Genomic DNA, 22,748 nt, shown 5'->3' with positions numbered 1-22,748 from the left:
ACCCACCTCGGCCGTGCCTGGATTGTCAGTGCGGTCCTGTTGTATGGACGCATGGAACACACGAGCAACGCGGATCTCCGGGCGGCCGCCGACGCGGTCCTCGCCCGGCTCGTCGGTGACGCCACGGGCGCGGCCAGGCTGCGCGAGGACCAGTGGCGGGCGATCGAGGCCCTGGTCGCCGACAGACGCCGCGCTCTCGTGGTCCAGCGCACGGGCTGGGGCAAGTCCGCGGTCTACTTCGTGGCGACGTCGCTGCTCCGGGCCCGCGGCGCCGGTCCCACCGTGATCGTGTCCCCGCTGCTCGCGCTGATGCGCAACCAGGTCGAGGCCGCAGCCCGGGCCGGGATCAGGGCCCGGACGATCAACTCCTCGAACACCGAGGAGTGGGACACCGTCCAGGACGAGATCGCAGCCGGCGACGTCGACGTCCTGCTGGTGAGTCCGGAGCGCCTCAACAACCCCGACTTCCGGGATCAGGTGCTGCCCGAGCTGGCCGCCGCGACCGGCCTCCTCGTCGTGGACGAGGCCCACTGCATCTCCGACTGGGGCCACGACTTCCGCCCCGACTACCGGCGCCTTCGGACGATGCTCTCGGACCTCCCGCCGGGCGTGCCCGTCCTCGCGACGACCGCCACGGCGAACGCGCGCGTGACGGCCGACGTCGCCGAACAGCTCGGCACGGGCGGCGCGTCCGACGCCCTGGTGCTGCGCGGCCCGCTGGACCGGGAGAGCCTGAGCCTGAGTGTGCTGCGACTGTCGGACGCCGCGCACCGGATGGCCTGGCTCGCCGACCACCTCGGCGAGTTGCCCGGCTCGGGAATCATCTACACGCTCACCGTGGCCGCTGCCGAGGAGGTAACCGCCTTCCTGCGGCAACGCGGGCACACCGTCGCCTCGTACACAGGGAAGACGGAGAACGCAGACCGGCAGCAGGCCGAGGACGACCTGTTGGCCAACAAGGTCAAGGCGCTGGTCGCCACTTCGGCCCTCGGCATGGGTTTCGACAAGCCCGACCTCGGCTTCGTGGTGCACCTCGGCTCGCCCTCCTCCCCCATCGCCTACTACCAACAGGTCGGCCGGGCCGGCCGCGGTGTCGAACACGCGGAGGTGCTCCTGCTGCCGGGCAAGGAGGACGAGGCGATCTGGGAGTACTTCGCGTCGCTCGCCTTCCCTCCGGAAGACCTGGTGCGCCGCACCCTGGACGTCATCGGACGCGCGGAGAAACCCATGTCGCTGCCCGCGCTGGAGCCACTGGTGGAGCTACGCCGCTCCCGTCTGGAGACGATGCTGAAGGTCCTGGACGTGGACGGGGCGGTGAAACGGGTCAAGGGCGGCTGGGTCGCGACCGGGCAGCCGTGGACGTACGAGACGGAGCGGTACGACTGGGTCGCTCGCCAGCGGAAGGCCGAACAGCAGGCGATGCGCGAGTACGCGTCGACGCCGGACTGCCGGATGGAGTTCCTCCAGCGCCAGCTGGACGACGAGGGCGCCAAACCCTGCGGCCGCTGCGACAACTGCGCGGGAGCGCGCTTCGCGGCGGACACGTCCACGGCCGCGGTGGACGCCGCGCGCGTGGACCTCGGCCGGGCGGGCGTCGAGGTGGAGCCCCGCCGTATGTGGCCGACGGGCCTGCCGGCCATCGGTGTCGACCTCAAGGGCCGCATTCCGGCAGGCGAACAGGCGGCTTCCGGCCGAGCGTTGGGGCGTCTGTCGGACATCGGCTGGGGAAACCGGCTACGGCCCATGCTCTCGGCCCAGGCGCCGGACGGCCCCGTGCCGGATGACGTGGCCAAGGCCGTGGTGGGGGTACTGGCCGACTGGGCCAAGGGACCTGGTGGTTGGGCCTCGGCGGCGACGGACGCCCAGCCGCGCCCGGTCGGCGTGGTCACCATCGCCTCGCGCACCCGCCCGCGACTGATCAGTTCCCTGGGCGCGCGCATCGCGGACATCGGGCGGCTGCCCCTGCTGGGCAGTGTGGAGTACACGGAAGACGCCTCGCGGGTCTCCCGGAGCAACAGTGCACAGCGTCTCAAGGCGCTCGCGGGCGCGCTGAGCGTGCCGCCCGAGCTCGCCTCGGCACTCGCCGAGGCACAGGGGCCCGTCCTCCTCGTGGACGACTACACCGAGACCGGCTGGACCTTGGCGGTCGCGGCCCGGATGCTCCGACGTGCCAGTGCGCAGGGGGTGTTGCCACTGGTCCTGGCCGTCCAGGGCTGATGGTGTGCGCAGAACCACGACGGACCCGGCACGCGGGAGTCCGGTCGCAGCACTGCGGGCACGCCCCCGCACCCACCGTCCACTGCCGGCCTACGTGTCGCCCGGTCGAGCCCCACGCGTCGCCCGGTTGACCACGGGGTAGGGATATAAGTCACGCACCACCGCATAACCGTCGGTGGCCCCAATTGCTCGTTGCCGCATCCCAGTTCGACAGGAAGAATTGAAGTCCGCTCCCCGCGAGGCCCGTCCGTTGATGACGTAGGGCTCTGCTGCGGTGTGCGCTCCCCCGAATCTGACCTGCCCGCTGTGTGGGCCGTAGCCGAAGGGAGGAACGTGACCTTCGGATTCGCGCCGTCCTCGGCGGCCTCGTTGTCTACGTCCGCGTCCGCCGCTTCCGCCAGCCGCTTGCTCGAGCCCGCGGAGTGGGCCGCCGCGGGCATCCCGCTGCTGCGCAACCCCCGGGAAGTCGTCAGCGGGCTGCACTCGCGGCATCACCCCAAGCCGGCGACGGCGATCGTGGCCGTGCTCGACCAAGACGAACGGGTCCGGGCGAGCGCCTCGTTCATCCGGCGCTCGGCCCCGGCGGACGGCTGGATGTTCCGCAACGCACTGCTGGCCCAGCTGCGCCGGGTCATTCCGCACGACCTGCGGCGCCGCACCCCGGCGCGCACCGCCGTGCTGCTCTACTGCCGTGACGGCGACCAGCGCTGGACGGAGGAGGACGGCGCATGGATGTGGGGCCTGCGTGACGCGTGCACGCTGCACGGGCTGCGTTGCGGGGCGTACATCACGCTGACCAGTGACGGCTGGCAGGTCCTCGGCGAGGGCCGTGGCGGCCGTCGCCCCAGTGCGGACTCCTCGCCGGAGCCCTTTGGGATATCCGAGGCACCGCCGCCACTGCCCCGCACCGGCGGTGCCGCTTCCGAGGTGCTCCGCCGCGCGGCCGCCCGCTGAGAGGACGACCGGAGTCTCACCAGCGCTCCGAGCCTCGGCAGCCGACGACCGACGGCACGACCGACTTGTGTACGGCACGACCGACTTGCGTACGGCACGCGTTCCCGCCACGTCCCGCCTGCCCTACCGCCCGCCTGCCCGACCGCGCAGAACCAAGCGCACGACCACCTTTGAGACCCGCCGCACGCGCGCACGGCGATGTCGCGGGCGTGCCGCGGACTCGCCCCGGCGTGCGCTCAGGCCGGGCGGCCCGCTGCACGCCGAACACGTCCCCGCCTACGCCCCCCGCCGTCCGCGCATGCCAAAGCACCGCCGTGCAGAAACCCCCCACGGCGGCACCCCGTCACCCCGGGCACCCCCGCGCCCGGGCCCACCGGAACCGGCTCAGACGCCGGCGCCCAGCACCGCGTTGATCCGCTGCGGGTCACCGCAGACGATCAGCAGGGTGCCGGCCCGGCCGAGGGCCAGGGGCAGAACGGCGGCGGCCACCGCGTCGGAGTCGCCGTTGAGGGCGACGACGACCACGGGGCGGGAAGTGGCCCGTCCAACGACCGCGGCATCGGCGTAGAACACGTCGTCGCGGGCGTCGTGCTGGGCCCAGTAGGAGGTTTCACCGAAGGACAGCTCGTGGGTGGCCCACGGGTGCTGCTCGCCGGTGGTGATCACCAGCACTTCATCGGGGGCACGACCCGAGTCGAGGAGCAGGTCCACTGCCTCCTCCGCGGCGTCGAGGGCACCCTCGGCCGAGGCGGGGATCAGCTGGACCTGCGGGGTCGCAGGGGTCTGAGCGGAAGCGGCCGGAGCGGCCGGGCCCGAAGACTCGGGCTGGGCGGCGACCCCGTCGCGCGGCGCACGTTGCACCGGCGGCGCGGGCCGCACAGGGCCCGGACGACCGGGGCGCGGCGGAGCCGCGGGGCGGGGGCCGGGTACGGGGCGAGGGGTCGGCGCGGTACGGCCACTGGCCGGAGTGGCGCGGGGACCCTGGGCACTCTCGTGAATCTGAGGCTCCTCGGGAATGAGAGGCATGGGCTGTTATTTATCAAACATTAGTGCGGCTCGCATCAGCGGGTGGCACATCAGTGCGAGCGGAATCGTCAGAAATCGAAGCCGAGCTGACCCTCGATCTCCGGAACGCTTCCGTCCGCCCAGGTGCGGGCCTTCTTGAGATGCCGCCACTGGGGCAGCGCATCAAGATACGCCCACGACAACCGGTGGTACGGGGTGGGGCCCCGTGTCTCCAGTGCGGCCTTGTGCACGGGCGACGGATACCCGGCGTTGTCCGCAAAACCGAAGTCTGCATGGTCGATACCCAGTTCGGCCATCATTTTGTCGCGCTGAACCTTGGCGATCACCGAGGCCGCCGCGACCGCCACGCACGACCGGTCCCCTTTGATGACCGTACGGACCTTCCAGGGGACACCGAGATAGTCGTGCTTGCCGTCGAGGATCACCGCGTCGGGGCGGACCGGCAGGGCATCCAGTGCGCGCACCGCGGCGAGCCGCAGCGCCGCCGTCATCCCCAGGCTGTCGATCTCCTCCGGGGAGGCGTGACCCAGGGCGTACGACGTCACCCACTTCTGCAGTTCCACAGCGAGCGTGGTGCGCCGTTTCACGGTGAGCAGTTTGGAGTCGGTGAGACCTTCGGGGGGCCGGCGCAGTCCGGTGACCGCCGCGCAGACGCTGACGGGACCGGCCCACGCACCGCGCCCCACCTCGTCGACACCGGCAATGATCTTCGCTCCGGTCGTGGCTCGGAGGGAGCGCTCGACGGTGTGGGTAGGTGGTTCGTACGGCATGGCGCCCTTAGCGTACGCCGCCGGGAACCCCGCGCGACACCCGGCTTCCCCAAGCAGCCGCAGGGGCCTTCGCCGACTCCACTCAGGCCCGGTCGGGGCGCAGCAGCGGCAGCATCAACTGGTCGATCATCTCTGCGAGATCCTGGTCGTTCCATTCGCAGGCAGAAATCTTGGATCGATACATCATCATGGCCGGGATGGCGTCGCAGACATAGCCGTTCACCGCATCGGATCGCACTTCTCCCCGCTGGATTCCACGGCTGATGACCTCGCGGAGAAGCCTGATGGTGGGCTCCACCACCCCTCCGAAGATCACGTTGTGAAACCGCTCCGCCTGACGGGGATCGCATTCGTGAATGACTGATCGCAGCGCGAAGCCAGGGCGCGAGAACATCGCGTCGCGCGCCTGACGGCACAGCTCCAACAGGTCCGCACGGACGCCACCGAGATCGGGCGCCGCATCCAGGCGCGGCAGTCCGGCCTCCAACGCGTCCGCGACGAGGTCCTCCTTGGACGGCCACCGCCGATAGACGGCGGCCTTGCCGGTCTGGGCGCCGGCGGCGACACCCTCCATCGTCAGGCCGTTCCAGCCGACCGTACTGAGCTGCTCGAGTGCGGCGTCGAGAATCGCACGTTCGAGCACGGCGCCACGCCGGCGGGGGGAGGCCGCCCGAGCGGGGGCGGCCGTCCAGCGTGAAGTAACCATCTGAGCGTCTCCAGCAAGCAGAGGGAGCGGGTATTGCGGGGATCGGGGAGGCGCCGCACGGCAGCGCAAGGGGACATGCGCCACGAGGGCGACGTGAGTGAACGCTTGCGTTCACTACTGGGGAGTCACTACCGTTGACGCGACAGTGAACGCGGGCGTTCACTAACGCACTTATGGGGGACCCATAGTGACAACCTCTCAGTTGATCAAAAATCAAAAGCCAGGTGCGGCCCGCAGGGAGGGGCACCCCGGCATCGCTCTCACCGTCATCGCCGCCTGCCAGCTCATGGTGGTCCTGGACGCGACGATTGTGAACATCGCTCTGCCGCACATTCAAGAGGCACTGCGATTCAGCACCACCGACCTCACGTGGGTCGTCAGCGCCTACACGCTCACCTTCGGCGGCCTGCTGCTGCTCGGCGCCCGGGCGGGGGACATCCTCGGCCGCCGGCGGGTGTTCATGGCGGGCATCCTGCTGTTCACCTTCGCCTCGCTGCTCGGCGGACTCGCCCAGGAACCCTGGCAGTTGCTGGCGGCGCGCGCCCTGCAGGGCGTGGGAGGCGCGATAGCCTCGCCCACCTCCCTGGCGCTCATCACCACCACGTTTCCCGAAGGCCCGGAACGCAACCGGGCGTTCGGCGTCTTCGCCGCCGTCTCGGCGGGCGGCGGAGCCATCGGACTGCTGGCGGGCGGCATGCTCACCGAGTGGCTCGACTGGCGCTGGGTGCTGTTCGTCAACGTGCCCATCGGCGTACTGATCGCCGCGCTCGCACCGCTCTACATCAACGAGTCCCAGCGGCATCCCGGCCGCTTCGACATCGCCGGCGCGCTGACCTCGACGCTGGGCATGGCGTCCCTGGTGTACGGCTTCATCCGCGCGGCGGAGGAAGGCTGGCGTGACACTCTGGCCCTCGGGTCCTTCGGGGTCGCGGTGGTGCTGCTGGTGGCCTTCGTGTTCACCGAGATGCGGGCCAAGGAGCCGATCACGCCGCTGAGGATGTTCGCCGACCGCAACCGCTCGGGCACCTACGTGATCATGCTGAGCCTGGCTGCGGCGATGTTCGGGATGTTCTTCTACATCGTGCTGTTCGTGCAGAACGTGCTGGGATACAGCCCCATCAAGGCGGGCGTCGCCTTCCTTCCCGTCACGGTCGCGATCGCGGTGGGAGCGGGTCTGTCGCAGCGGTTCCTGCCGGTGCTGGGCCCCAAGCCGTTCCTGCTCGCGGGTTCCGCGCTCGTGGTGGTCGGGCTCACCTGGCAGACCTTGATCAGCCCGGACAGCTCGTACGCCGGTGGGGTGCTCGGTCCGATGCTGGTGTTCGGCTTCGGCATGGGCCTGAACTTCGTGACCGTGACGGTCACCGCTGTCTCCGGGGTCGCCCAGCAGGACGCGGGCGCCGCGTCCGGACTGCTCAACGCCACGCAGCAGGTGGGTGGTTCGCTCGGGCTGTCCATCCTGACGACGGTGTTCGGCACGGCCAACAAGAACGAGGCGGAGAAGCAGATTCCTGACTTCCTCGCGCACGGCTCTGCGGAGCAGAAGGCGGAGTTCGCCCAGACGCGGCAACTGCCCGCGCCCTGGGGGCACGAGGTGCTCGCCCATGGCATCTCGACTGCCTTCGTGCCCGCCGCCGCGATGGCCGCGCTGGCTCTGGTCACCGCCTGGCTGGTGCTCCGGGTCCGCAAGAGCGACCTGGAAGCCCTCTCCGGAACGGCGGGTCCGATGGCCGGCTGACGGGAGAGCACCGCGGGCCGGCCCAAAGGGCTCGCCGAAGGGCGCCACGGGGGTGCGTCCACGGCGGCCGGGCCGGCCCGTGCGCGTCCAGAGGGACGGCCACCGACCCCACCGGCCGCCCCACGCGCTCCACATCCCGAGCCTCACGCTCGGCCACATCACCCACACCGTCGCCGACACGGCGAACACCATCCAGAAACGCATCGCCACCCCCGGCCCGCTCACACCCGCCACCCGCCCGTGAGCACTGACTCGTCACACAGCGGTTGCCAGGACAACGAGCCAGTGGTCACGCAGAGTTCCCGCCGAGCACGGAGAGTTTCCCGAGGAGGCCAGTCCGCGTCAGACGGGCCCCGGCGCCCAGTCCGGCAGCGTCTCCGTCTGCTCCACCCACGCGGCGGGCGGCGCCCCCGCCTTCCCCGCGGCGAGCACCCCGCCCACGATGGCGCAGGTCGTGTCCACGTCCCCGCCGACCTGCGCGGTCGTCCAGAACGCCTTCTCGTAGTCACCGAGGGCTCGCGCGGCCGACCAGAGGGCGAAGGGCACGGTGTCGTGGGCGGTCGTACGCCGTCCGCAGCCGAGCACGGCCGCCACGGTGGAGGCGTCGTCGTAGTCCAGCATGTCGCGGGCGCGCCGCAGGCCCGCGCCGACGGCGCTCTTCGGGACGAGCGCGATCACGCCGTCGAGCAGTGCCCCTGCGCTGGGCGGGCCGCCGGGGGCTGCGGCCAGGGAGGCGGCAGCGGCGACGGCCATGGCGCCGACCACGCCCTCGCGGTGCTGGTGCGTGGGGTAGGCCGAGATCTCCGCCTGGTGCGTCGCCTGCTCCGGGTCGTCCGCGTACCAGGCTCCCAGGGGCGCGATCCGCATGGCGGCGCCGTTGCCCCAGGATCCCTGGCCGTTGAAGAGCGCGGCGGACAGTTCGCGCCAGTCGCCGCCCTCCCGGACCAGCCGCAGCAGCCGGTTGACGGCGGGGCCGTACCCGCGGTCGAAGTCGTGGCGCTCGGCGAAGGAGCGGGCCAGTGCGTCCTGGTCGATGCGGTGGTGGGTGGCCAGGATCGCGACCACGGAAGCCGCCATCTCCGTGTCGTCCGTCCACTGCCAGGGGGCGGGCGGCAGCTCTCGGCGCTTCAGCAGCGGATGGTTCGCGGGAACGAAGAACTGTGAGCCCAGCGCGTCCCCCACCGCCAGTCCGCGCAGCGCTGCGAGGGCGCGGTCCAGGCGCCCGTCGGGTGAGGAGTCAGCGGTCATCGCCCTGCCACTCTATCCGGTGATCCCATAGGGCTCCGGATCTCGCCAGCGTGCGAACGGCCGGTTCAGCGTGTACTTGCCGTCCTCCCCCAGAACGAGCATCCGCATCTCGGCGTTCCCCGGGTTGGCCAGCGACTCGAACTCGGCGACCGTCCAGTGGAACCAGCGCATGCAGAACAGCCGCATGGCCAGGCCGTGGGTCACCAGGAGCACGTTCGGCGGGTGGTCGGGGTCCTCGAAGCTGCGGAACAGGCTCTCCAGGAAGTTGCCGACCCGGTCGTACACGTCGGCCCCGCTCTCCCCCTGGGCGAAGCGGTAGAAGAAGTGCCCGTAGGCGTCCCGGTAGGCCTTCTGCAGCCGCACGTCGTCGCGGTCCTGCCAGTTCCCCCAGTCCTGCTCGCGCAGCCGCGGTTCCTCGCGCACGCGTATGAGGCCGGGGTCGAGGTGGAAGGCGCGGAGAGTCTCGTGCGTACGGCGGTACGGGGAGACGTACACGCTGACGCGCTCGCGGCCGAACAGCTCCCGCAACTCCTTGCCGGTCTCCTCGGCCTGCCGCCGGCCCCTCGCGGTCAGCGCCAGGGCATGGTCGGGTTCACGCTCGTAGACGGTGTCATCAACATTGCCCGTTGACTCCCCGTGCCGGACAAGGACGATGCGCCGTGGTCGTGCCATGCCAGAACCCTAGATCGGTGGACGGGTCATAGAGCACTCGTACGGCCTCCATACGGCGTAGGTCACACAGTTCCTGCACCGTGGGTCACATCGGGACGCACGAAAAGGGCTGCCGGAAAGTCCGGATGTCAAACCGTCCAGGTCGGCTCCAGTTCCACGATGTCGCCCGTGAGGGAGGCGATGTCCGCCTCCGTCTGGGCACGCAGGGCGAGCCGTTCCACCCGCTCGGTACGGTACTTGCCGTGCTCGGCCTCGGAGCGCCACATCGACAGCACCAGGAACTCGTGCCCCGGCGCCTCGGCGAACAGCCCGCGGATCATGCCGGGCGAGCCGGCCATCGCCGGGTTCCAGACCTTCTCCTGCATCAGGGTGAAGTGCTCGGCGCGCTCCTCGTGGACGCGGCACAGGGCCGCCCGCAGCAGGTCGGCGTCCGTGAAGCGCGGCTCGAAGCCGGTCTTCACGTCGAAGCGGTAGTCGAACAGCCTGACCTGGGCGTCCTTGAAGGTGCCCGACTGGGCCGCGGCCAGTCGGTCGTGGGAGCGGGCCATGAAGGAGTCGTAGAAGGCACGGCTCTCCCAGAACGCGAAGACATGCGCCACGGAGGGCCGCCCCCTGCTCCAGCCCCCGCCCTGCCCCCGAAAACCCGGCTCCCCCGGAAGCCCCGCCCACTTTCGCTGCCCCCGCTCGAAGCCGCGGCGGTCCACCACGGTGCAGCGAATCCACTTGACCAGCACGGCGCCATCGTAAGGCCAGCGGGCGTGGCGCTGGTCACTATCCGGCGGAGAGTGAGCCCGCGAACGCACGCGTACGCATGGCAGGATGGACAACCGGCCTTGACGGTCCGGCAGTTCGGGCCGGGGCGAACGGGGAGACGGGTAAGGGGAGGCCTGGTGAGCGGGATCAGCAAGGGGATCAGCAAGGTCGAGATCTCACTGAAGTGGGATCCGAGTCCGGCGGGGCAGCCGGCCACGGACCTGGACGTCGTCGCCGCGCCCTACCTGGCGGGCGACCCCTACGGGGACCCGGCCTACGTGGTGCACTTCGACAGCCGCTCCCCCGACGGCACCATCAACCTCAACCGTGACAGCAAGGACGGCAAGGGCTTCGGCTGGGACGAGGTCATGACCGTCGAACTCGACCGGCTCGACGCCCGGTACGCGCGCGTGGTGGTCGGTGTCGTCATACAGCAGCGTTCCGGGCGGCGGGCGTTCGTCGACGTGATCAACCCGGCCATCCGGATCCGTGAGGGTTACACAGTCCTGGCCGAGGACGACTTCGGCGGCGCTCTGGGGGCCACGGCCGCGACGATCGCGGAGTTCGTGCGCGACGAGTCCGGCGAGTGGTCCTTCCACGCGGGGGTCCACGGCTACGAGGACGACCCGGCCGACTTCACGAACATCATGGGACGGGCGCGACGGTCCTGACAGCCCCCCTCGGGGCAGCCTGACGAGAAAAACGTTGAGGGCGGTGGAGCCGAAGACCGGCCCGACCGCCCTCACCGGGTCAGGTGATCAGCTGCAGCCGCTGGTCGAGCCGCAACCCTCGCAGATGTAGCAGGAACCGGCCCGCTGCATCTTCGTACCGCAGGAGAAGCACAGCGGGGCGTCGGCCTGGATGCCCAGCTGCATCTCGACCAGCTCGGCGCTGGTGTGGGCCTGCTGCGGGGCGGGCTTGGCCACCTCGACCTCGGCCTTCGGCGTGACGACCGCCTTCAGTTCCTGGGCGCGGGGCGCCGACTGGGCCAGGCCCTCGACATCCACGTCTTCCTCGGCGGGCTCGTACGAACCCGTCTCCAGGTGGCGCTGACGCTCCTCGGCGGAGTGGATGCCGAGCGCGGAGCGCGTCTCGAAGGGCAGGAAGTCGAGCGCCAGGCGGCGGAAGATGTAGTCGACGATCGACTGCGCCATCCGCACGTCCGGGTCGTCCGTCATGCCGGCCGGCTCGAAGCGCATGTTGGTGAACTTCGAGACGTACGTCTCCAGCGGCACCCCGTACTGGAGGCCGACGGAGACCGCGATGGAAAAGGCATCCATCATGCCCGCGAGCGTCGAGCCCTGCTTGGACATCTTCAGGAAGACCTCGCCGAGACCGTCGTCCGGGTAGGAGTTGGCGGTCATGTAGCCCTCGGCGCCGCCGACCGTGAAGGACGTCGTGATGCCGGGACGGCCCTTGGGGAGGCGCTTGCGGACCGGGCGGTACTCGACGACCTTCTCGACCGCCGCGCGGATCGTCTCCTCGGCCTTCTCCGTGACCTCGGCCTTCTCCTTCTCCTTGGTCTTGGCGGAGAGGGGCTGGCCGACCTTGCAGTTGTCGCGGTAGATGGCGAGCGCCTTGACGCCGAGCTTCCAGGCCTCGAAGTAGATCTCCTCGACCTCCTCGACGGTCGCCGTCTCCGGCATGTTGACCGTCTTGGAGATGGCGCCGGAGATCCACGGCTGGATCGCGGCCATCATGCGGACGTGGCCCATCGGGGAGATGGCGCGCTCGCCCATGGCGCAGTCGAACACCTCGTAGTGCTCGTGCTTCAGGCCGGGGGCGTCGATCACGTTGCCGTGGTCGGCGATGTGGGCGACGATCGCCTCGATCTGCTCCTCCTGGTAACCCAGGCGGCGCAGGGCCTGCGGGACGGTGCCGTTGACGATCTGCATCGAGCCGCCGCCGACCAGCTTCTTGAACTTGACCAGCGCGAGGTCGGGCTCGACACCGGTGGTGTCGCAGGACATCGCGAGGCCGATGGTGCCGGTCGGGGCGAGGACGGACGCCTGGGAGTTACGGAAACCGTTCTTCTCTCCCAGCCGCACCACGTCCTGCCAGGCCTCCGTGGCGGCGGCCCAGACCGGGGAGTCCAGGTCGTCCATGCGGACGGCCGTGCCGTTGGCGTCGGAGTGCTGCTTCATGACGCGGTTGTGGGCGTCGGCGTTGCGGGCGTAGCCGTCGTACGGGCCGACGACCGCGGCCAGTTCGGCGGAGCGCTTGTACGCCGTGCCGGTCATCAGGGAGGTGATGGCGCCGGCGAGGGCGCGGCCGCCGTCGGAGTCGTAGGCGTGACCCGTGGCCATCAGCAGGGCGCCGAGGTTGGCGTAGCCGATGCCGAGCTGGCGGAACGCGCGGGTGTTCTCACCGATCTTCTGGGTCGGGAAGTCCGCGAAACAGATGGAGATGTCCATCGCGGTGATGACGAGCTCGACGACCTTGGCGAAGCGCTCGACGTCGAAGGACTGGTTGCCCTTGGCGTCGTCCTTCAGGAACTTCATCAGGTTCAGCGAGGCGAGGTTGCAGGACGTGTTGTCCAGGTGCATGTACTCGCTGCACGGGTTCGACGCGGTGATCCGGCCGGACTCGGGGCAGGTGTGCCAGTTGTTGATCACACCGTCGTACTGGATGCCCGGGTCGGCGCAGGCCCACGCGGCCTCGGCGAGCTTGCGGAACAGCGCCTTGGCGTCGACCTTCTCGATGATCTCGCCGGTCATGCGGGCGCGAAGGCCGAACTCGGTGCCGTTCTCGACGGCCGTCATGAACTCGTCGTTCACGCGGACGCTGTTGTTGGCGTTCTGGTACTGGACGGACGTGATGTCGTCGCCGCCCAGGTCCATGTCGAAGCCCGCGTCGCGCAGGGCGCGGATCTTCTCCTCTTCCTTCACCTTGGTGGCGATGAAGTCCTCGACGTCCGGGTGGTCCACGTCGAGAACGACCATCTTGGCGGCGCGGCGGGTGGCGCCGCCGGACTTGATGGTGCCGGCGGAGGCGTCGGCGCCCCGCATGAAGGAGACCGGGCCGGAGGCGTTGCCGCCGGAGGACAGCAGTTCCTTGGAGGAGCGGATGCGGGAGAGGTTCAGGCCGGCACCGGAGCCGCCCTTGAAGATCATGCCCTCTTCCTTGTACCAGTCGAGGATCGACTCCATGGAGTCGTCGACGGCCAGGATGAAGCAGGCGGAGACCTGCTGCGGCTGGGGCGTGCCGACGTTGAACCAGACGGGGCTGTTGAAGCTGAAGATCTGGTGCAGGAGGGCGTACGCCAGTTCGTGCTCGAAGATCTCGGCGTCGGCGGGCGAGGCGAAGTACTTGTGGTCCTCGCCGGCCTTCCGGTACGTCTTCACGATGCGGTCGATCAGCTGCTTGAGGCCGACCTCGCGCTGCGGGGTGCCGACGGCACCGCGGAAGTACTTGCTGGTGACGATGTTGACCGCGTTCACCGACCAGAAGTCGGGGAACTCGACGCCACGCTGCTCGAAGTTGACCGAGCCGTCGCGCCAGTTGGTCATGACGACGTCACGGCGCTCCCAGGCCACCTCGTCGTACGGATGCACGCCGGGGGTGGTGTGGATGCGCTCGACACGCAGTCCCTTGGTGGCTTTGGTGCCCTTCGCCCGGGTACCCCTTGCCGGACCGCTCGCCGTCTCTGTCATGCCGCCTCCCTGTACGGGCGAAAACGCCCTGAAGTGCCACGTTGTTCCCGTGACACGGTGTTCTGTCTGGTGTTGCGGGCGCACTCTCGCTGCCACCCGCAACAGGTCTTCGATCGCCGCCGCCCGGCCGGACCCGGAGCCTGGATCCCGGTTCCGGCCCGTCGGTCAGTCGGCGGCGTGGACGGGCTCGGGGACCTGCACGGTCCCGGGCCCTCCGTCGTCCTCCCGGCTCCCCGCACCCGCGTCCTCGCGGTCGTCGTCGTCCGCGGCGAGGCGTCCCGGCTGTTCCCTGAGTTCCGCGATCGCGGCCTCGAAGTCCTCGAGCGAGTCGAACGCCCGGTAGACGGAGGCGAATCGCAGATAGGCGACGAGGTCGAGCTCCTGCAACGGGCCGAGTATGGCCAGTCCCACGTCGTGGGTGGTCAGCTCGGCGCTTCCGGTGGCCCGCACCGCCTCCTCGACCCGCTGGCCGAGCTGGGCGAGTGCGTCCTCGGTGACAGGCCGCCCCTGGCATGCCTTGCGCACACCGTTGATGACCTTCGTACGGCTGAACGGCTCGGTGACTCCGGACCGCTTCACCACCATGAGCGAGCACGTCTCCACGGTCGTGAAACGACGGGAGCAGTCAGGACATTGGCGGCGCCTGCGGATCGACGTGCCGTCGTCGGTCGTACGGCTGTCGACGACGCGGCTGTCGGGATGCCTGCAGAAGGGGCAGTGCATGGACTCCAACCCTCCTCACAGCAGACTCAATAGCCCCAGAGGCCTCTCGGGCCCCTCGAAGCAGCCTCAAGCATAGGCGATCTCTCGGAGCGGGAAGACCCGGGGGACCACAACTTCTGGGCTGCTGCCGCAATCCAACCACTACATGTGGGGATTGGCTCATACATTCACCCTACGCGCGCGTGTCCCGCACGTAGCGGCATGTGCCGCCGGTCCGGACCGTCACACCGAGCTCGGCGGACACGCGCGATGCGCGGCTACACAGCCGTACCGCTTCGACACATACGGAGATACCGTGGGCGCCACCGGGAGAAGGCGTGCGACTCCCGCACAGAGCGGGGCCGGTCCCCGGTCGACAGGACGCCGGATGGCAGACTGGGGCGACAACCTACGAGGTTCAACAACCCGGCGGTGAAGGGTACAACAATCAGCCCTTTTGTCCGCCAGGCATCGCGTTAGCCATACACCCAGACACATGATCAGTACAGGCGAATCGCGTTTTTTCACTCGAACGTGTGTTTGGCGCAACCTTTCGAAAGCAACTACCGTTGTGCTGCAGGGAGACCATCGAGAGGGGCCGACGTGACCACCACCGCAGACAGTGCCACCATCACTGCCCAGGACCGCTCCCAGGGCCGACTCGAGCCGGTGCATGCGATGAACGAAGCCACCAACCCCGAGGGGCACAAGCGCTCCCTGCCGGGCCGACCTCCAGGCATCCGGGCGGACAGCTCGGGACTCACCGACAGGCAACGCCGGGTGATCGAGGTCATCAGGGACTCCGTGCAGCGGCGCGGCTACCCGCCGTCGATGCGGGAGATCGGCCAGGCTGTCGGCCTGTCCAGCACCTCCTCGGTCGCACACCAGCTCATGGCGCTGGAACGCAAGGGCTTCCTGCGCCGCGACCCGCACCGCCCGCGCGCCTACGAGGTCCGCGGCTCCGACCAGGCATCCTCCGTGCAGCCCACGGACACCGCGGGCAAGCCGGCCGCGTCGTACGTCCCGCTCGTCGGCCGGATCGCCGCCGGTGGCCCGATCCTCGCCGAGGAGTCGGTCGAGGACGTCTTCCCGCTCCCCCGCCAGCTCGTGGGGGACGGCGAGCTGTTCGTCCTGAAGGTCGTCGGTGACTCGATGATCGAGGCCGCGATCTGCGACGGCGACTGGGTCACCGTGCGCCGCCAGCCGGTCGCGGAGAACGGCGACATCGTGGCCGCGATGCTCGACGGCGAGGCCACCGTCAAGCGCTTCAAGCGCGAGGACGGCCATGTTTGGCTTCTCCCACACAACTCGGCCTACGAGCCGATCCCCGGTGACGACGCGACCATCCTCGGCAAGGTGGTGGCCGTTCTGCGCCGCGTCTGAGACCAGCCGCGTCTGAGACCAGCGGCGGGCGGGCCTCACCGACCCGCCCCCAGACTGGGCCCCGGGATCCCTGCGCCGATTCCGGGGCCCTGTGCTGTACCGGGGGCCTGTGCTGTACCGGGGGCCTGTGCCGGGCCCCGGTGAGCGTCCCTTCTACTCCGCCTCCGCCTGCTTCTCCGTTTCGGGTTCCGTTTCGGCTTCCGCTTCCGATTCCGATTCCGCCAGCTTCGCCGCAGCGTCGATCGCCGAAAGCGACCTGCGGACCTGGTTGCGGTCCGTGGTGTACCAGAAGTCGGGCAGCGAGGCCTTCAGGTAGCTCCCGTACCGGGCCGTGGCCAACCGCTGGTCCAGGACGGCGACCACACCGCGGTCCCCCGACGCCCGTACGAGGCGGCCGGCGCCCTGGGCCATGAGCAGCGCCGCGTGCGTGGCGGCGACGGCCATGAAGCCGTTGCCCCCGGCCTCCTCCACCGCCTTCTGTCGGGCGCTCATCAGCGGGTCGTCGGGACGCGGGAACGGGATCTTGTCCATGACGACCAACTGGCAGCTGGGGCCGGGGACATCGACGCCCTGCCAGAGCGACAGCGTGCCGAACAGACAGGTCTTCGGGTCCGCCGCGAAGTTCTTGATCAGCTCACCGAGGGTCTCCTCGCCCTGAAGGAGGATCGGGAACTCGGGGATCCGGGAGCGCAGCTCCTCCGCGGCGAGCTGGGCACCGCGCATCGAGGAGAACAGGCCCAGGGTGCGACCGCCGGCCGCCTGAATCAGCTCGGTGAGCTCGTCGAGCATGTCCGCGCGGTCGCCGTCACGGGCGGGGCGCGCCAGGTGCTTGGCGACGTAGAGGATGCCCTGCTTGGGGTAGTCGAAGGGCGAACCGACGTCGGCGCCCTTCCACTGCGGGACGTCGTCGCCCTCCGTGCCCTCGGGGGCGAGGCCCAGGGAGGCTCCGACGCCGTTGAAGTCCCCGCCCAGCTTCAGGGTCGCGGAGGTCAGGACGACCGAGCGGTCCGTGAAGAGCTTCTCCCTGAGCAGACCCGACACGGACATGGGGGCGACGCGCAGGGAGGCGCCGAAGCGGTCGTGGCGCTCGTACCAGACAACGTCCCACTCCGAGCCGTTCACGATCCGCTCCGCCACGTCGTGCACGCTCTCCACGGAGGCCAGCGCCTGCTTACGGACGGCGTCCTCGTCCTGGACGGACTTGTCTCGGGTCGCCCCGATCCCTGAGATGACGGTGCGGGCGGCGTCACGCAGTGCCATCAGCGCGTACCCGAGGTCCTCCGGGATCTCCTCCAGGCGGCCCGGCAGCGCCAGCTCCATCAGCCGTTCGAAGCCTTCGGCGGCGGTCTGGAGCTGGTCGGCGGCCTTCTCGTTGACGAGCTTCGCGGCGCGGCGCACAGCCCTGTTGACCTGCCCCGGGGTGAGCTCGCCGGTGGCGACGCCGGTGACCCGGGAGACCAGCTCGTGCGCCTCGTCGACGATCAGCACCTCGTGCTGAGGGAGCACCGGCGCACCCTCGATGGCGTCGATCGCCAGCAGCGCGTGGTTGGTCACGACGACCTCGGCGAGCTTGGCGCGCTCGCGGGCCATCTCGGCGAAGCACTCGGCGCCGTACGCGCACTTGGTGGCGCCCAGGCACTCCCGTGAGGAGACCGACACCTGGGCCCAGGCCCGGTCGGAGACGCCCGGCGTGAGATCGTCGCGGTCGCCGGACTCGGTCTCGTCCGACCAGCCGCGCAGGCGCAGCAGGTCCTGGCCGAGCTTACTGGTGGGCGCGGCCGCCTCGAACTGGTCGAAGAGGCCCTCCTCCTCGTCCTGCGGCATGCCCTCGTGGAGGCGGTGCAGGCACAGGTAGTTCGACCTGCCCTTGAGCATCGCGAACTCCGGGCGGCGGCGCAGCAGCGGGTGCAGCGCGTCGACCGTGCGCGGCAGGTCCCGCTCCACGAGCTGGCGCTGGAGGGCGAGCGTGGCCGTCGCCACGACGACACGCTCCCCGTGCGCGAGCGCGGGCACCAGATAGCCCAGCGACTTACCGGTACCGGTGCCGGCCTGCACCAACAGGTGGGAGCCGTCGTCGATCGCCTCCGCGACGGCTTCGGCCATGGTCACCTGGCCGGGGCGCTCCGTACCGCCGACGGCGGTGACGGCAGCATGCAGGAGTTCGGGGAGTGAGGGCTTCGTCATAGCGCGACCACCCTACGACCCGGGACTGACAAACGGGTGATCACGGCGGAGGCGAGGAGTGGGATCAAGACCTTGGGCTTCTCGGGTGGGATCGGATCGAGGCGGTGATCGAGCGGTGGTGGAGGCGGTAACCGCGGCGGTGATCGTGGCGGTATCTGATCGGTCGGATCGGCACGGGACGTCACAGCAGATCGCGCAGGGACCGGTCCCGGACCATCAGGGCGGCCCGCTTGGCGGGCAGGTCGACCTCGGCGTCGTACCGGAAACCGGCGCTGAGGAACGCGGCGACGCAGGGGATGTTGCGCAGGTCCGGCTCCGCGACGACCCGGGCGCAGGCGGGCCGCCGGTCGAGTACGAGGTCGGCGACGGCCCTGAGCAGGGTGCCGCCGAGTCCTCGGCCCCGGTCGGCGACGGCGCCGATCAGCAGGTGGAGGCCGGTGTCGTGCGGCCGAGCGGGATAGTGGCGGGCCAGCGGGTCGAGGTCGGCGCGGTAGATCTCCCAGTAGCTCATCGGCGTGCCCTCCAGGAGGCCCAGGCACGGAACGCTGCGTCCGTCGCCCGCGAGCTGGGCGCGCAGGTGCTCCTCGGTCGCGCTCCGGGGTCCGGCCATGCCCCAGAACGCCGCGACGTCGGAGTCGTTCATCCACCCGTGGACGAGGGGAAGGTCGCGCTCGACGCTGACGGGGACGAGGTGAAACTTCCCCACGGGGGTGAGGGCCGGGCCCCACTCCTCGACGCGGTCGAGCAGGTCGCCGTAGGAAAGCCGGTTCGGCCACCGTCCGGCGACGGTCCCGGTCCGCTCCTCCTCGATGAGCGCGAGGAACTCCTCGGGCAGCTGAAGGTCGAGGGTGTCCTCACTGTCCGAGCTGATCGAGCTGTTCGAGCTGTTCGAGCTGTTCGAGCCGTCCGAACTGGTCGAGCTGTCCGAATGGGCCGGTGGAGACACGGCGGCGCTCCTCTCAGGAGGCGGGTGGGGCATGGTCCTCGAGCGGGTTCGGGTCAGCTGTGCAGCGGGTTGGCGACGGTGACGTAGACGGACTGTGTGTCCACCGGGCCGACGAGTTCGTCGAGGCCGTGCAGCCGCGTCAGCAGATTGGCCTTGCAGCGCAGGACCGGTGACTCGAGCAGACGGGCGGGCAGGGTGCTGCGCAGCCGGTCGGGGCCGGACGCGGCGGCGTCGAGGAAGCGGCGGAACGCGGCGAGCAGCAGCGGTTCGTCGGCGAGACCCTGGGAGCCGAACGCGCCGACGAGGCCGAGCACGTTGTTGATCGCGAGGTAGTACGCGAAGCGTTCGTCCGTGACCTCGTCGGAGACGAACGTGTCGCTGCGTTCGCCGATGCCGGGCAGCCGGGCGTCCAGCTCCGCGCGCCGGGACTCGCGGAAGTAGTAGCCCTGGTTGTCGCGGTAGCGGCCGCCGGTGGGCCACCCTTCGGCATCCAGCAGGAGCAGCGTGTTCTGCTGGTGCGCCTCCAGGGCGATTCCCGCCTCGCCGTCCAGCCAGAGCACAGGGCGCACGACCTGCTCCAGGTAGCGCAGGAACCACTCGGCGGCGACGGCTCCACGGGAGCGGCCGGTGTGGCCGGCGAGGCGCGTGACGATCTCGGCCAGCCGGGAACGCAGCACCGCCGCCTGTCGCCGGGGCCGCGGTGAGACGAGTCCGGCGATGCAGGAGACGTCGTCGGTCGGGGCGAACGGGTTGTGCCGGATCATCACGTCGAGCCCGGTCACGGGGGTGCCGTCCGGTCCGTCCACGGCGAGCCAGGCCGGGTCGCGGACGATGTCGAAGCCCGGGTGGGCGGCCCGCCACCGCTCGGACAGACCGGCGCGCAGCAGGCGGTGCACCTCGACGCCGCGGTGGAGCTCCTTGCGGAGGTTGTCCCGGCGGGAGTTGGTGATGCGCAGGCCCAGGGACAGCTTGAGCATGGCGGGAGCGCCGGACCGGTGCACGGTACGTACGGAGGAGGTGGGGTGCCACTCAGGACCCTGCGCGCCGAGGTCGCGGAGCAGGCGGGCGTCGAGCATGGCCGCCACGTCGGGGCGCTGCCGGACCTCGCGCAGCTGCCAGGGGTGCAGGGGCAGGGCGGCGTAGCCGTCGGGCAGCGGCGGCAGACCGTCTCCGGCGAGTCGTGCCGTGAGCTGCGCCGCGGGGACGGGACGGCCGCGCTCGGTCCAGGCCGAGTCGGTGGCGAGCACGGAGGGGGCGACGGACAGCCAGTGCAGGGGGAAGGAGCCGCGCGACTCGGGCGAGTACAGCCGTGCCTCCGCCTCGGAGAGGCCCTCACGGCTCTTCGGGGTCGGGTGCAGCGGGTGCCCGAGCAGGAGTGCCTGTTCGGCCGAGAGAAAGAGGTCGGGGCCGTCGGCGGGGCGCTCCCTGCGCTCGCTGATGAAGGTGACGGTACGGCGGAGGGAGTCGGCGACTCGGGCGACGAGGTCAGGGCCGTGGCCGGTGGCGGGTGTGGCGGTGGGTGCCGCGGCGTGCGCGGAGGCCCGCTCGTCGGACTCACCGGCCGTCTCCCGCGCGAGCAGCGCCGCCACCATCACCGCGTCGGCCGGCGGGGACTGCGTCGGTGCGTCGGCCAACTGTGGGAGGCCGAAGCGATGCCAGCCGGTCGGGGACCAGTAGTGGACGGGGACGAGCAGGGCCGTGCCGCTGGCGGGCAGCGGGAGGCGCAGGGTGCCGTCGGCGGGGGCGGGCAGGCCGGCCTCGCGGACCCAGCAGCGCAGCAGGTTCTCCACGGCGGCGGCCTGGGCCGCGGTGTACGGGTCGAGGTGCTCCAGGAGATCGGTCACGGGACCGTGCGGTCGCTCCGCCTCCGGGGCTCCCGCCTGCTGCCGGACAGCCGGGGCGGGCATGTTCCGGGTGGCGGAGGGACCCGGAGTCGCTGTCTGGGAACGGTCGTCGTGCGTGGGGGTGAAGTTCAAGACGGTTCCTCGGGGAGTGCTTTTGGTGCGTGTGGCGACGAACGGGGTGGCCTCGCGGTACGGCCGCGAGGGGAGGGCGTACGGGTGTCTGCTCGGGTTTCGGGCCGGCCGGCCCGGTGTCCGTGGACCGCCGCCAGCGCGTCGAGGAGTCGGTCGAGGACCGCGTCCGCCTGCTCGTCGGTGATCGTCAGCGGTGGAAGCAGACGGACGACGCTGCCGTGCCGACCGCCGACGTCGACGATCAGACCCCGCCGCAGACACTCCCCCTGGACGGCGACCGCGAGTTCGGGCGCGGCGGGGTGAGGCGGACCCGTGGGCTGTTGCGGGCACGCGGGCTGAAGCGGGTCGGCGGATTGAAGCGGGCCGACGGATGAGACCGGACCCACGGATGAGACCGGACCGGCTGACGGGAACTGGCCGACGGCCGGGAAGGGCCCCACGGACGGGAGCGGATCGACGGATTCAAGCGGACCGACGGATAGGAGCGGGCCAGCGGATGCAACCGGACCGAGGGATGGAAACGGGCCACCGGACGGAAGCGGATCACCGGAAGAAAACGAACCGGATGGGAACGAACCAGCGAATCGAAGCGGGCCCTCGCATGACGACAGACCGGCAGGCCGAGTCGTGCCCGCGGCATCCGGATCCACCAGCTCGACCCCGATCATCAACCCGCTCCCCCGCACATCCCCCACCCAGGGGAACGCCCGCACCTGCTCGCGCAGTTGGCAGAGCATCCGCGAGCCGAGCGTCGCCGCCCGCTCGGCGAGGCGGTGGGCGCGGACGTGGGCGAGCGTGGCCGTACCCGCGGCCAGGGCCAGTTGGTTCCCACGGAAAGTGCCCGCGGACGTGCCCGCGGACGAGCCCGTTCGCCGCACGTCGAGGTCGTCCCGGTGCACCACCACGGCCAATGGCAGGCTCCCCCCGATGGCCTTGGACAGCACCATCACGTCGGGCGTGACGCCACTGTGCTCCACCGCCCAGAACGTTCCGGTCCGCCCCACACCCGTCTGGGACTCGTCGGCGATCAGCGGAATGGACCGGTCGGCGGTGAGCCGTCGCATACGCCGTATCCAGGCGTCCGGTGCGGGGACGACGCCGCCCTCGCCCAGGACGGGTTCGAGGATCATCCCGGCCGGGTGGCGGGCGTTTGAGTCGGGGTCGTCGAGGACGGACTCGGTCCAGCGGGCGGCGAGTTCGGCCCCCCGCTCGCCGCCGACGCCGAACGGGCAGCGGTAGTCCTGCGGATACGGCAGACGCGCCACGCGTGCGTCGAACGCCCCGTCGCCCGTCGTCCCGTGGTGGGCACCGGTGAACGCCAGGATGCCGGTGCGGCCGGTCGCTTCCCGGACCAGGTCGAAGGCGGCCTCCACCGCGTCCGTACCGCCGGGGCCGCAGAACCGCACGCGCGCGTGCCCCGCGAGTCCGGGCGGCAGGGTGTGGAACAGCTCGGTGACGAAGGCGTCCTCGACGGGGGTCGCCAGGTCCAGGACGTCCAGCGGGGCGCCGGAGTCGAGGACCTTGCGGATCGCCTCCAGGACGACGGGGTGGTTGTGGCCGAGGGCGAGTGTTCCCGCGCCGGAGAGGCAGTCGAGGTAACGGCGGCCGTCCGCGCCCTCGATGGTCAGCCCGCGGGCCCGCACCGGCACGATCGGCAAGGCTCGCGCATAGGTGCGCGCCGCCGACTCGCGCGCCGACTGGCGTCGCAGGATCCCCTCGGTCACGGCCACGGCTGCTCCCTCACCCACGACTCCGCCCCGCCCCGGACAGCAGGCACCCCACCGCTACAACCCCGGACGGCTCACCGGGTTACGGGTTGTTCC

At 70.6% G+C, this 22,748-nt stretch carries 18 protein-coding genes; 6 read left to right on the top strand and 12 right to left on the bottom strand.

The genetic code is table 11. The features are described from left to right. Positions 1-51: 51 nt before the first annotated feature. A complete protein-coding gene (locus tag ACFYWX_RS33300; protein ID WP_389428537.1) occupies positions 52-2,217 on the top strand; it encodes a RecQ family ATP-dependent DNA helicase in 2,166 nt (721 codons plus the stop codon). A gap of 333 nt (positions 2,218-2,550) precedes the next feature. Further along, entirely contained in the window at positions 2,551-3,171 is a 621-nt protein-coding gene (locus ACFYWX_RS33295; RefSeq protein WP_389428535.1) for a hypothetical protein, read from the top strand. A gap of 384 nt (positions 3,172-3,555) precedes the next feature. Here ACFYWX_RS33295 and ACFYWX_RS33290 read toward each other — a convergent pair whose 3' ends face one another. The 3 genes from ACFYWX_RS33290 to ACFYWX_RS33280 form a co-directional block, all read right to left on the bottom strand. Next, on the bottom strand, positions 3,556-4,197 hold the full coding sequence (locus ACFYWX_RS33290; protein WP_389428533.1) for a hypothetical protein: 642 nt from the start codon (positions 4,195-4,197) through the stop codon (positions 3,556-3,558). A gap of 68 nt (positions 4,198-4,265) precedes the next feature. Further along, the gene (locus ACFYWX_RS33285) at positions 4,266-4,967 is read right to left on the bottom strand and encodes a ribonuclease HII (RefSeq protein WP_389428531.1); all 702 of its coding nucleotides are present in this window, start codon (positions 4,965-4,967) and stop codon (positions 4,266-4,268) included. A gap of 82 nt (positions 4,968-5,049) precedes the next feature. Beyond that, positions 5,050-5,673, bottom strand: coding sequence for a TetR/AcrR family transcriptional regulator (locus ACFYWX_RS33280; protein ID WP_389428529.1), 624 nt, complete (start codon positions 5,671-5,673; stop codon positions 5,050-5,052). A gap of 187 nt (positions 5,674-5,860) precedes the next feature. Between ACFYWX_RS33280 and ACFYWX_RS33275 the strand changes: the two genes are divergently transcribed. Together ACFYWX_RS33275 and ACFYWX_RS33270 are read left to right on the top strand one after the other, a co-directional pair. Then, positions 5,861-7,408, top strand: coding sequence for an MFS transporter (locus ACFYWX_RS33275; RefSeq protein WP_389428527.1), 1,548 nt, complete (start codon positions 5,861-5,863; stop codon positions 7,406-7,408). 79 nt (positions 7,409-7,487) lie between these two features. After that, the gene (locus tag ACFYWX_RS33270; RefSeq protein WP_389428525.1) at positions 7,488-7,652 is read left to right on the top strand and encodes a hypothetical protein; all 165 of its coding nucleotides are present in this window, start codon (positions 7,488-7,490) and stop codon (positions 7,650-7,652) included. A 98-nt stretch (positions 7,653-7,750) separates the two neighbouring features. On the opposite strand, the gene ACFYWX_RS33265 is transcribed toward ACFYWX_RS33270, so the two are convergent. The 3 genes from ACFYWX_RS33265 to ACFYWX_RS33255 form a co-directional block, all read right to left on the bottom strand. After that, on the bottom strand, positions 7,751-8,656 hold the full coding sequence (locus ACFYWX_RS33265; RefSeq protein ID WP_389428523.1) for an ADP-ribosylglycohydrolase family protein: 906 nt from the start codon (positions 8,654-8,656) through the stop codon (positions 7,751-7,753). A gap of 12 nt (positions 8,657-8,668) precedes the next feature. Next, positions 8,669-9,328 (bottom strand): histidine phosphatase family protein, encoded by a 660-nt coding sequence (locus ACFYWX_RS33260; protein ID WP_389428521.1) that lies wholly within the window; start codon positions 9,326-9,328, stop codon positions 8,669-8,671. Between the two features lie 128 nt (positions 9,329-9,456). Continuing rightward, complete coding sequence (locus ACFYWX_RS33255; RefSeq protein WP_389428519.1) at positions 9,457-10,062, bottom strand: YdbC family protein; 606 nt, start codon at positions 10,060-10,062, stop codon at positions 9,457-9,459. A gap of 156 nt (positions 10,063-10,218) precedes the next feature. Between ACFYWX_RS33255 and ACFYWX_RS33250 the strand changes: the two genes are divergently transcribed. Then, positions 10,219-10,752: a TerD family protein gene (locus ACFYWX_RS33250; RefSeq protein WP_389428517.1), complete on the top strand. Its 534-nt coding sequence runs from the start codon at positions 10,219-10,221 to the stop codon at positions 10,750-10,752. An 87-nt stretch (positions 10,753-10,839) separates the two neighbouring features. On the opposite strand, the gene ACFYWX_RS33245 is transcribed toward ACFYWX_RS33250, so the two are convergent. Further along, positions 10,840-13,734 carry a vitamin B12-dependent ribonucleotide reductase gene (locus tag ACFYWX_RS33245; protein WP_389428515.1) on the bottom strand — a complete coding sequence of 965 codons (2,895 nt, stop codon included), beginning with the start codon at positions 13,732-13,734 and terminating at the stop codon, positions 10,840-10,842. Between the two features lie 165 nt (positions 13,735-13,899). After that, positions 13,900-14,457 carry a transcriptional regulator NrdR gene (gene nrdR / locus ACFYWX_RS33240; RefSeq protein WP_389428513.1) on the bottom strand — a complete coding sequence of 186 codons (558 nt, stop codon included), beginning with the start codon at positions 14,455-14,457 and terminating at the stop codon, positions 13,900-13,902. 582 nt (positions 14,458-15,039) lie between these two features. On the opposite strand from nrdR, the gene lexA reads away from it, so the two are divergent. Further along, positions 15,040-15,819 carry a transcriptional repressor LexA gene (lexA, locus tag ACFYWX_RS33235; RefSeq protein WP_362445790.1) on the top strand — a complete coding sequence of 260 codons (780 nt, stop codon included), beginning with the start codon at positions 15,040-15,042 and terminating at the stop codon, positions 15,817-15,819. A gap of 153 nt (positions 15,820-15,972) precedes the next feature. On the opposite strand, the gene ACFYWX_RS33230 is transcribed toward lexA, so the two are convergent. From ACFYWX_RS33230 to ACFYWX_RS33215, 4 genes are all read right to left on the bottom strand, one after another. Next, positions 15,973-18,003: an ATP-dependent DNA helicase gene (locus tag ACFYWX_RS33230; RefSeq protein ID WP_389428511.1), complete on the bottom strand. Its 2,031-nt coding sequence runs from the start codon at positions 18,001-18,003 to the stop codon at positions 15,973-15,975. A 181-nt stretch (positions 18,004-18,184) separates the two neighbouring features. Next, on the bottom strand, positions 18,185-18,982 hold the full coding sequence (locus ACFYWX_RS33225; RefSeq protein ID WP_389428509.1) for a GNAT family N-acetyltransferase: 798 nt from the start codon (positions 18,980-18,982) through the stop codon (positions 18,185-18,187). Between the two features lie 20 nt (positions 18,983-19,002). Further along, entirely contained in the window at positions 19,003-20,925 is a 1,923-nt protein-coding gene (locus ACFYWX_RS33220) for an IucA/IucC family protein (protein WP_389428507.1), read from the bottom strand. Further along, positions 20,922-22,655, bottom strand: coding sequence for an aminotransferase class III-fold pyridoxal phosphate-dependent enzyme (locus ACFYWX_RS33215; RefSeq protein WP_389428505.1), 1,734 nt, complete (start codon positions 22,653-22,655; stop codon positions 20,922-20,924). Before ACFYWX_RS33215 ends, ACFYWX_RS33220 begins: the two co-directional genes overlap by 4 nt. Between the last annotated feature and the right edge of the window lie 93 nt (positions 22,656-22,748).

The organism is Streptomyces sp. NPDC002888 (assembly GCF_042888465.1).
GTDB lineage: Bacteria > Actinomycetota > Actinomycetes > Streptomycetales > Streptomycetaceae > Streptomyces.
Note: the sequence above shows the minus strand (reverse complement) of the source record. Positions and strands in the feature narration are given on the sequence as shown.

What these genes read in the sequence shown, in the direction of transcription:
- ACFYWX_RS33300 (WP_389428537.1), top strand. Translation starts at nt 52, where the DNA reads ATGGAACACACGAGCAACGCGGATCTCCGGGCGGCCGCCGACGCGGTC.
- ACFYWX_RS33290 (WP_389428533.1), bottom strand. Translation starts at nt 4,197, where the DNA reads ATGCCTCTCATTCCCGAGGAGCCTCAGATTCACGAGAGTGCCCAGGGT.
- ACFYWX_RS33285 (WP_389428531.1), bottom strand. Translation starts at nt 4,967, where the DNA reads ATGCCGTACGAACCACCTACCCACACCGTCGAGCGCTCCCTCCGAGCC.
- ACFYWX_RS33280 (WP_389428529.1), bottom strand. Translation starts at nt 5,673, where the DNA reads ATGGTTACTTCACGCTGGACGGCCGCCCCCGCTCGGGCGGCCTCCCCC.
- ACFYWX_RS33265 (WP_389428523.1), bottom strand. Translation starts at nt 8,656, where the DNA reads ATGACCGCTGACTCCTCACCCGACGGGCGCCTGGACCGCGCCCTCGCA.
- ACFYWX_RS33260 (WP_389428521.1), bottom strand. Translation starts at nt 9,328, where the DNA reads ATGGCACGACCACGGCGCATCGTCCTTGTCCGGCACGGGGAGTCAACG.
- ACFYWX_RS33245 (WP_389428515.1), bottom strand. Translation starts at nt 13,734, where the DNA reads ATGACAGAGACGGCGAGCGGTCCGGCAAGGGGTACCCGGGCGAAGGGC.
- nrdR (WP_389428513.1), bottom strand. Translation starts at nt 14,457, where the DNA reads ATGCACTGCCCCTTCTGCAGGCATCCCGACAGCCGCGTCGTCGACAGC.
- ACFYWX_RS33230 (WP_389428511.1), bottom strand. Translation starts at nt 18,003, where the DNA reads ATGACGAAGCCCTCACTCCCCGAACTCCTGCATGCTGCCGTCACCGCC.
- ACFYWX_RS33225 (WP_389428509.1), bottom strand. Translation starts at nt 18,982, where the DNA reads ATGCCCCACCCGCCTCCTGAGAGGAGCGCCGCCGTGTCTCCACCGGCC.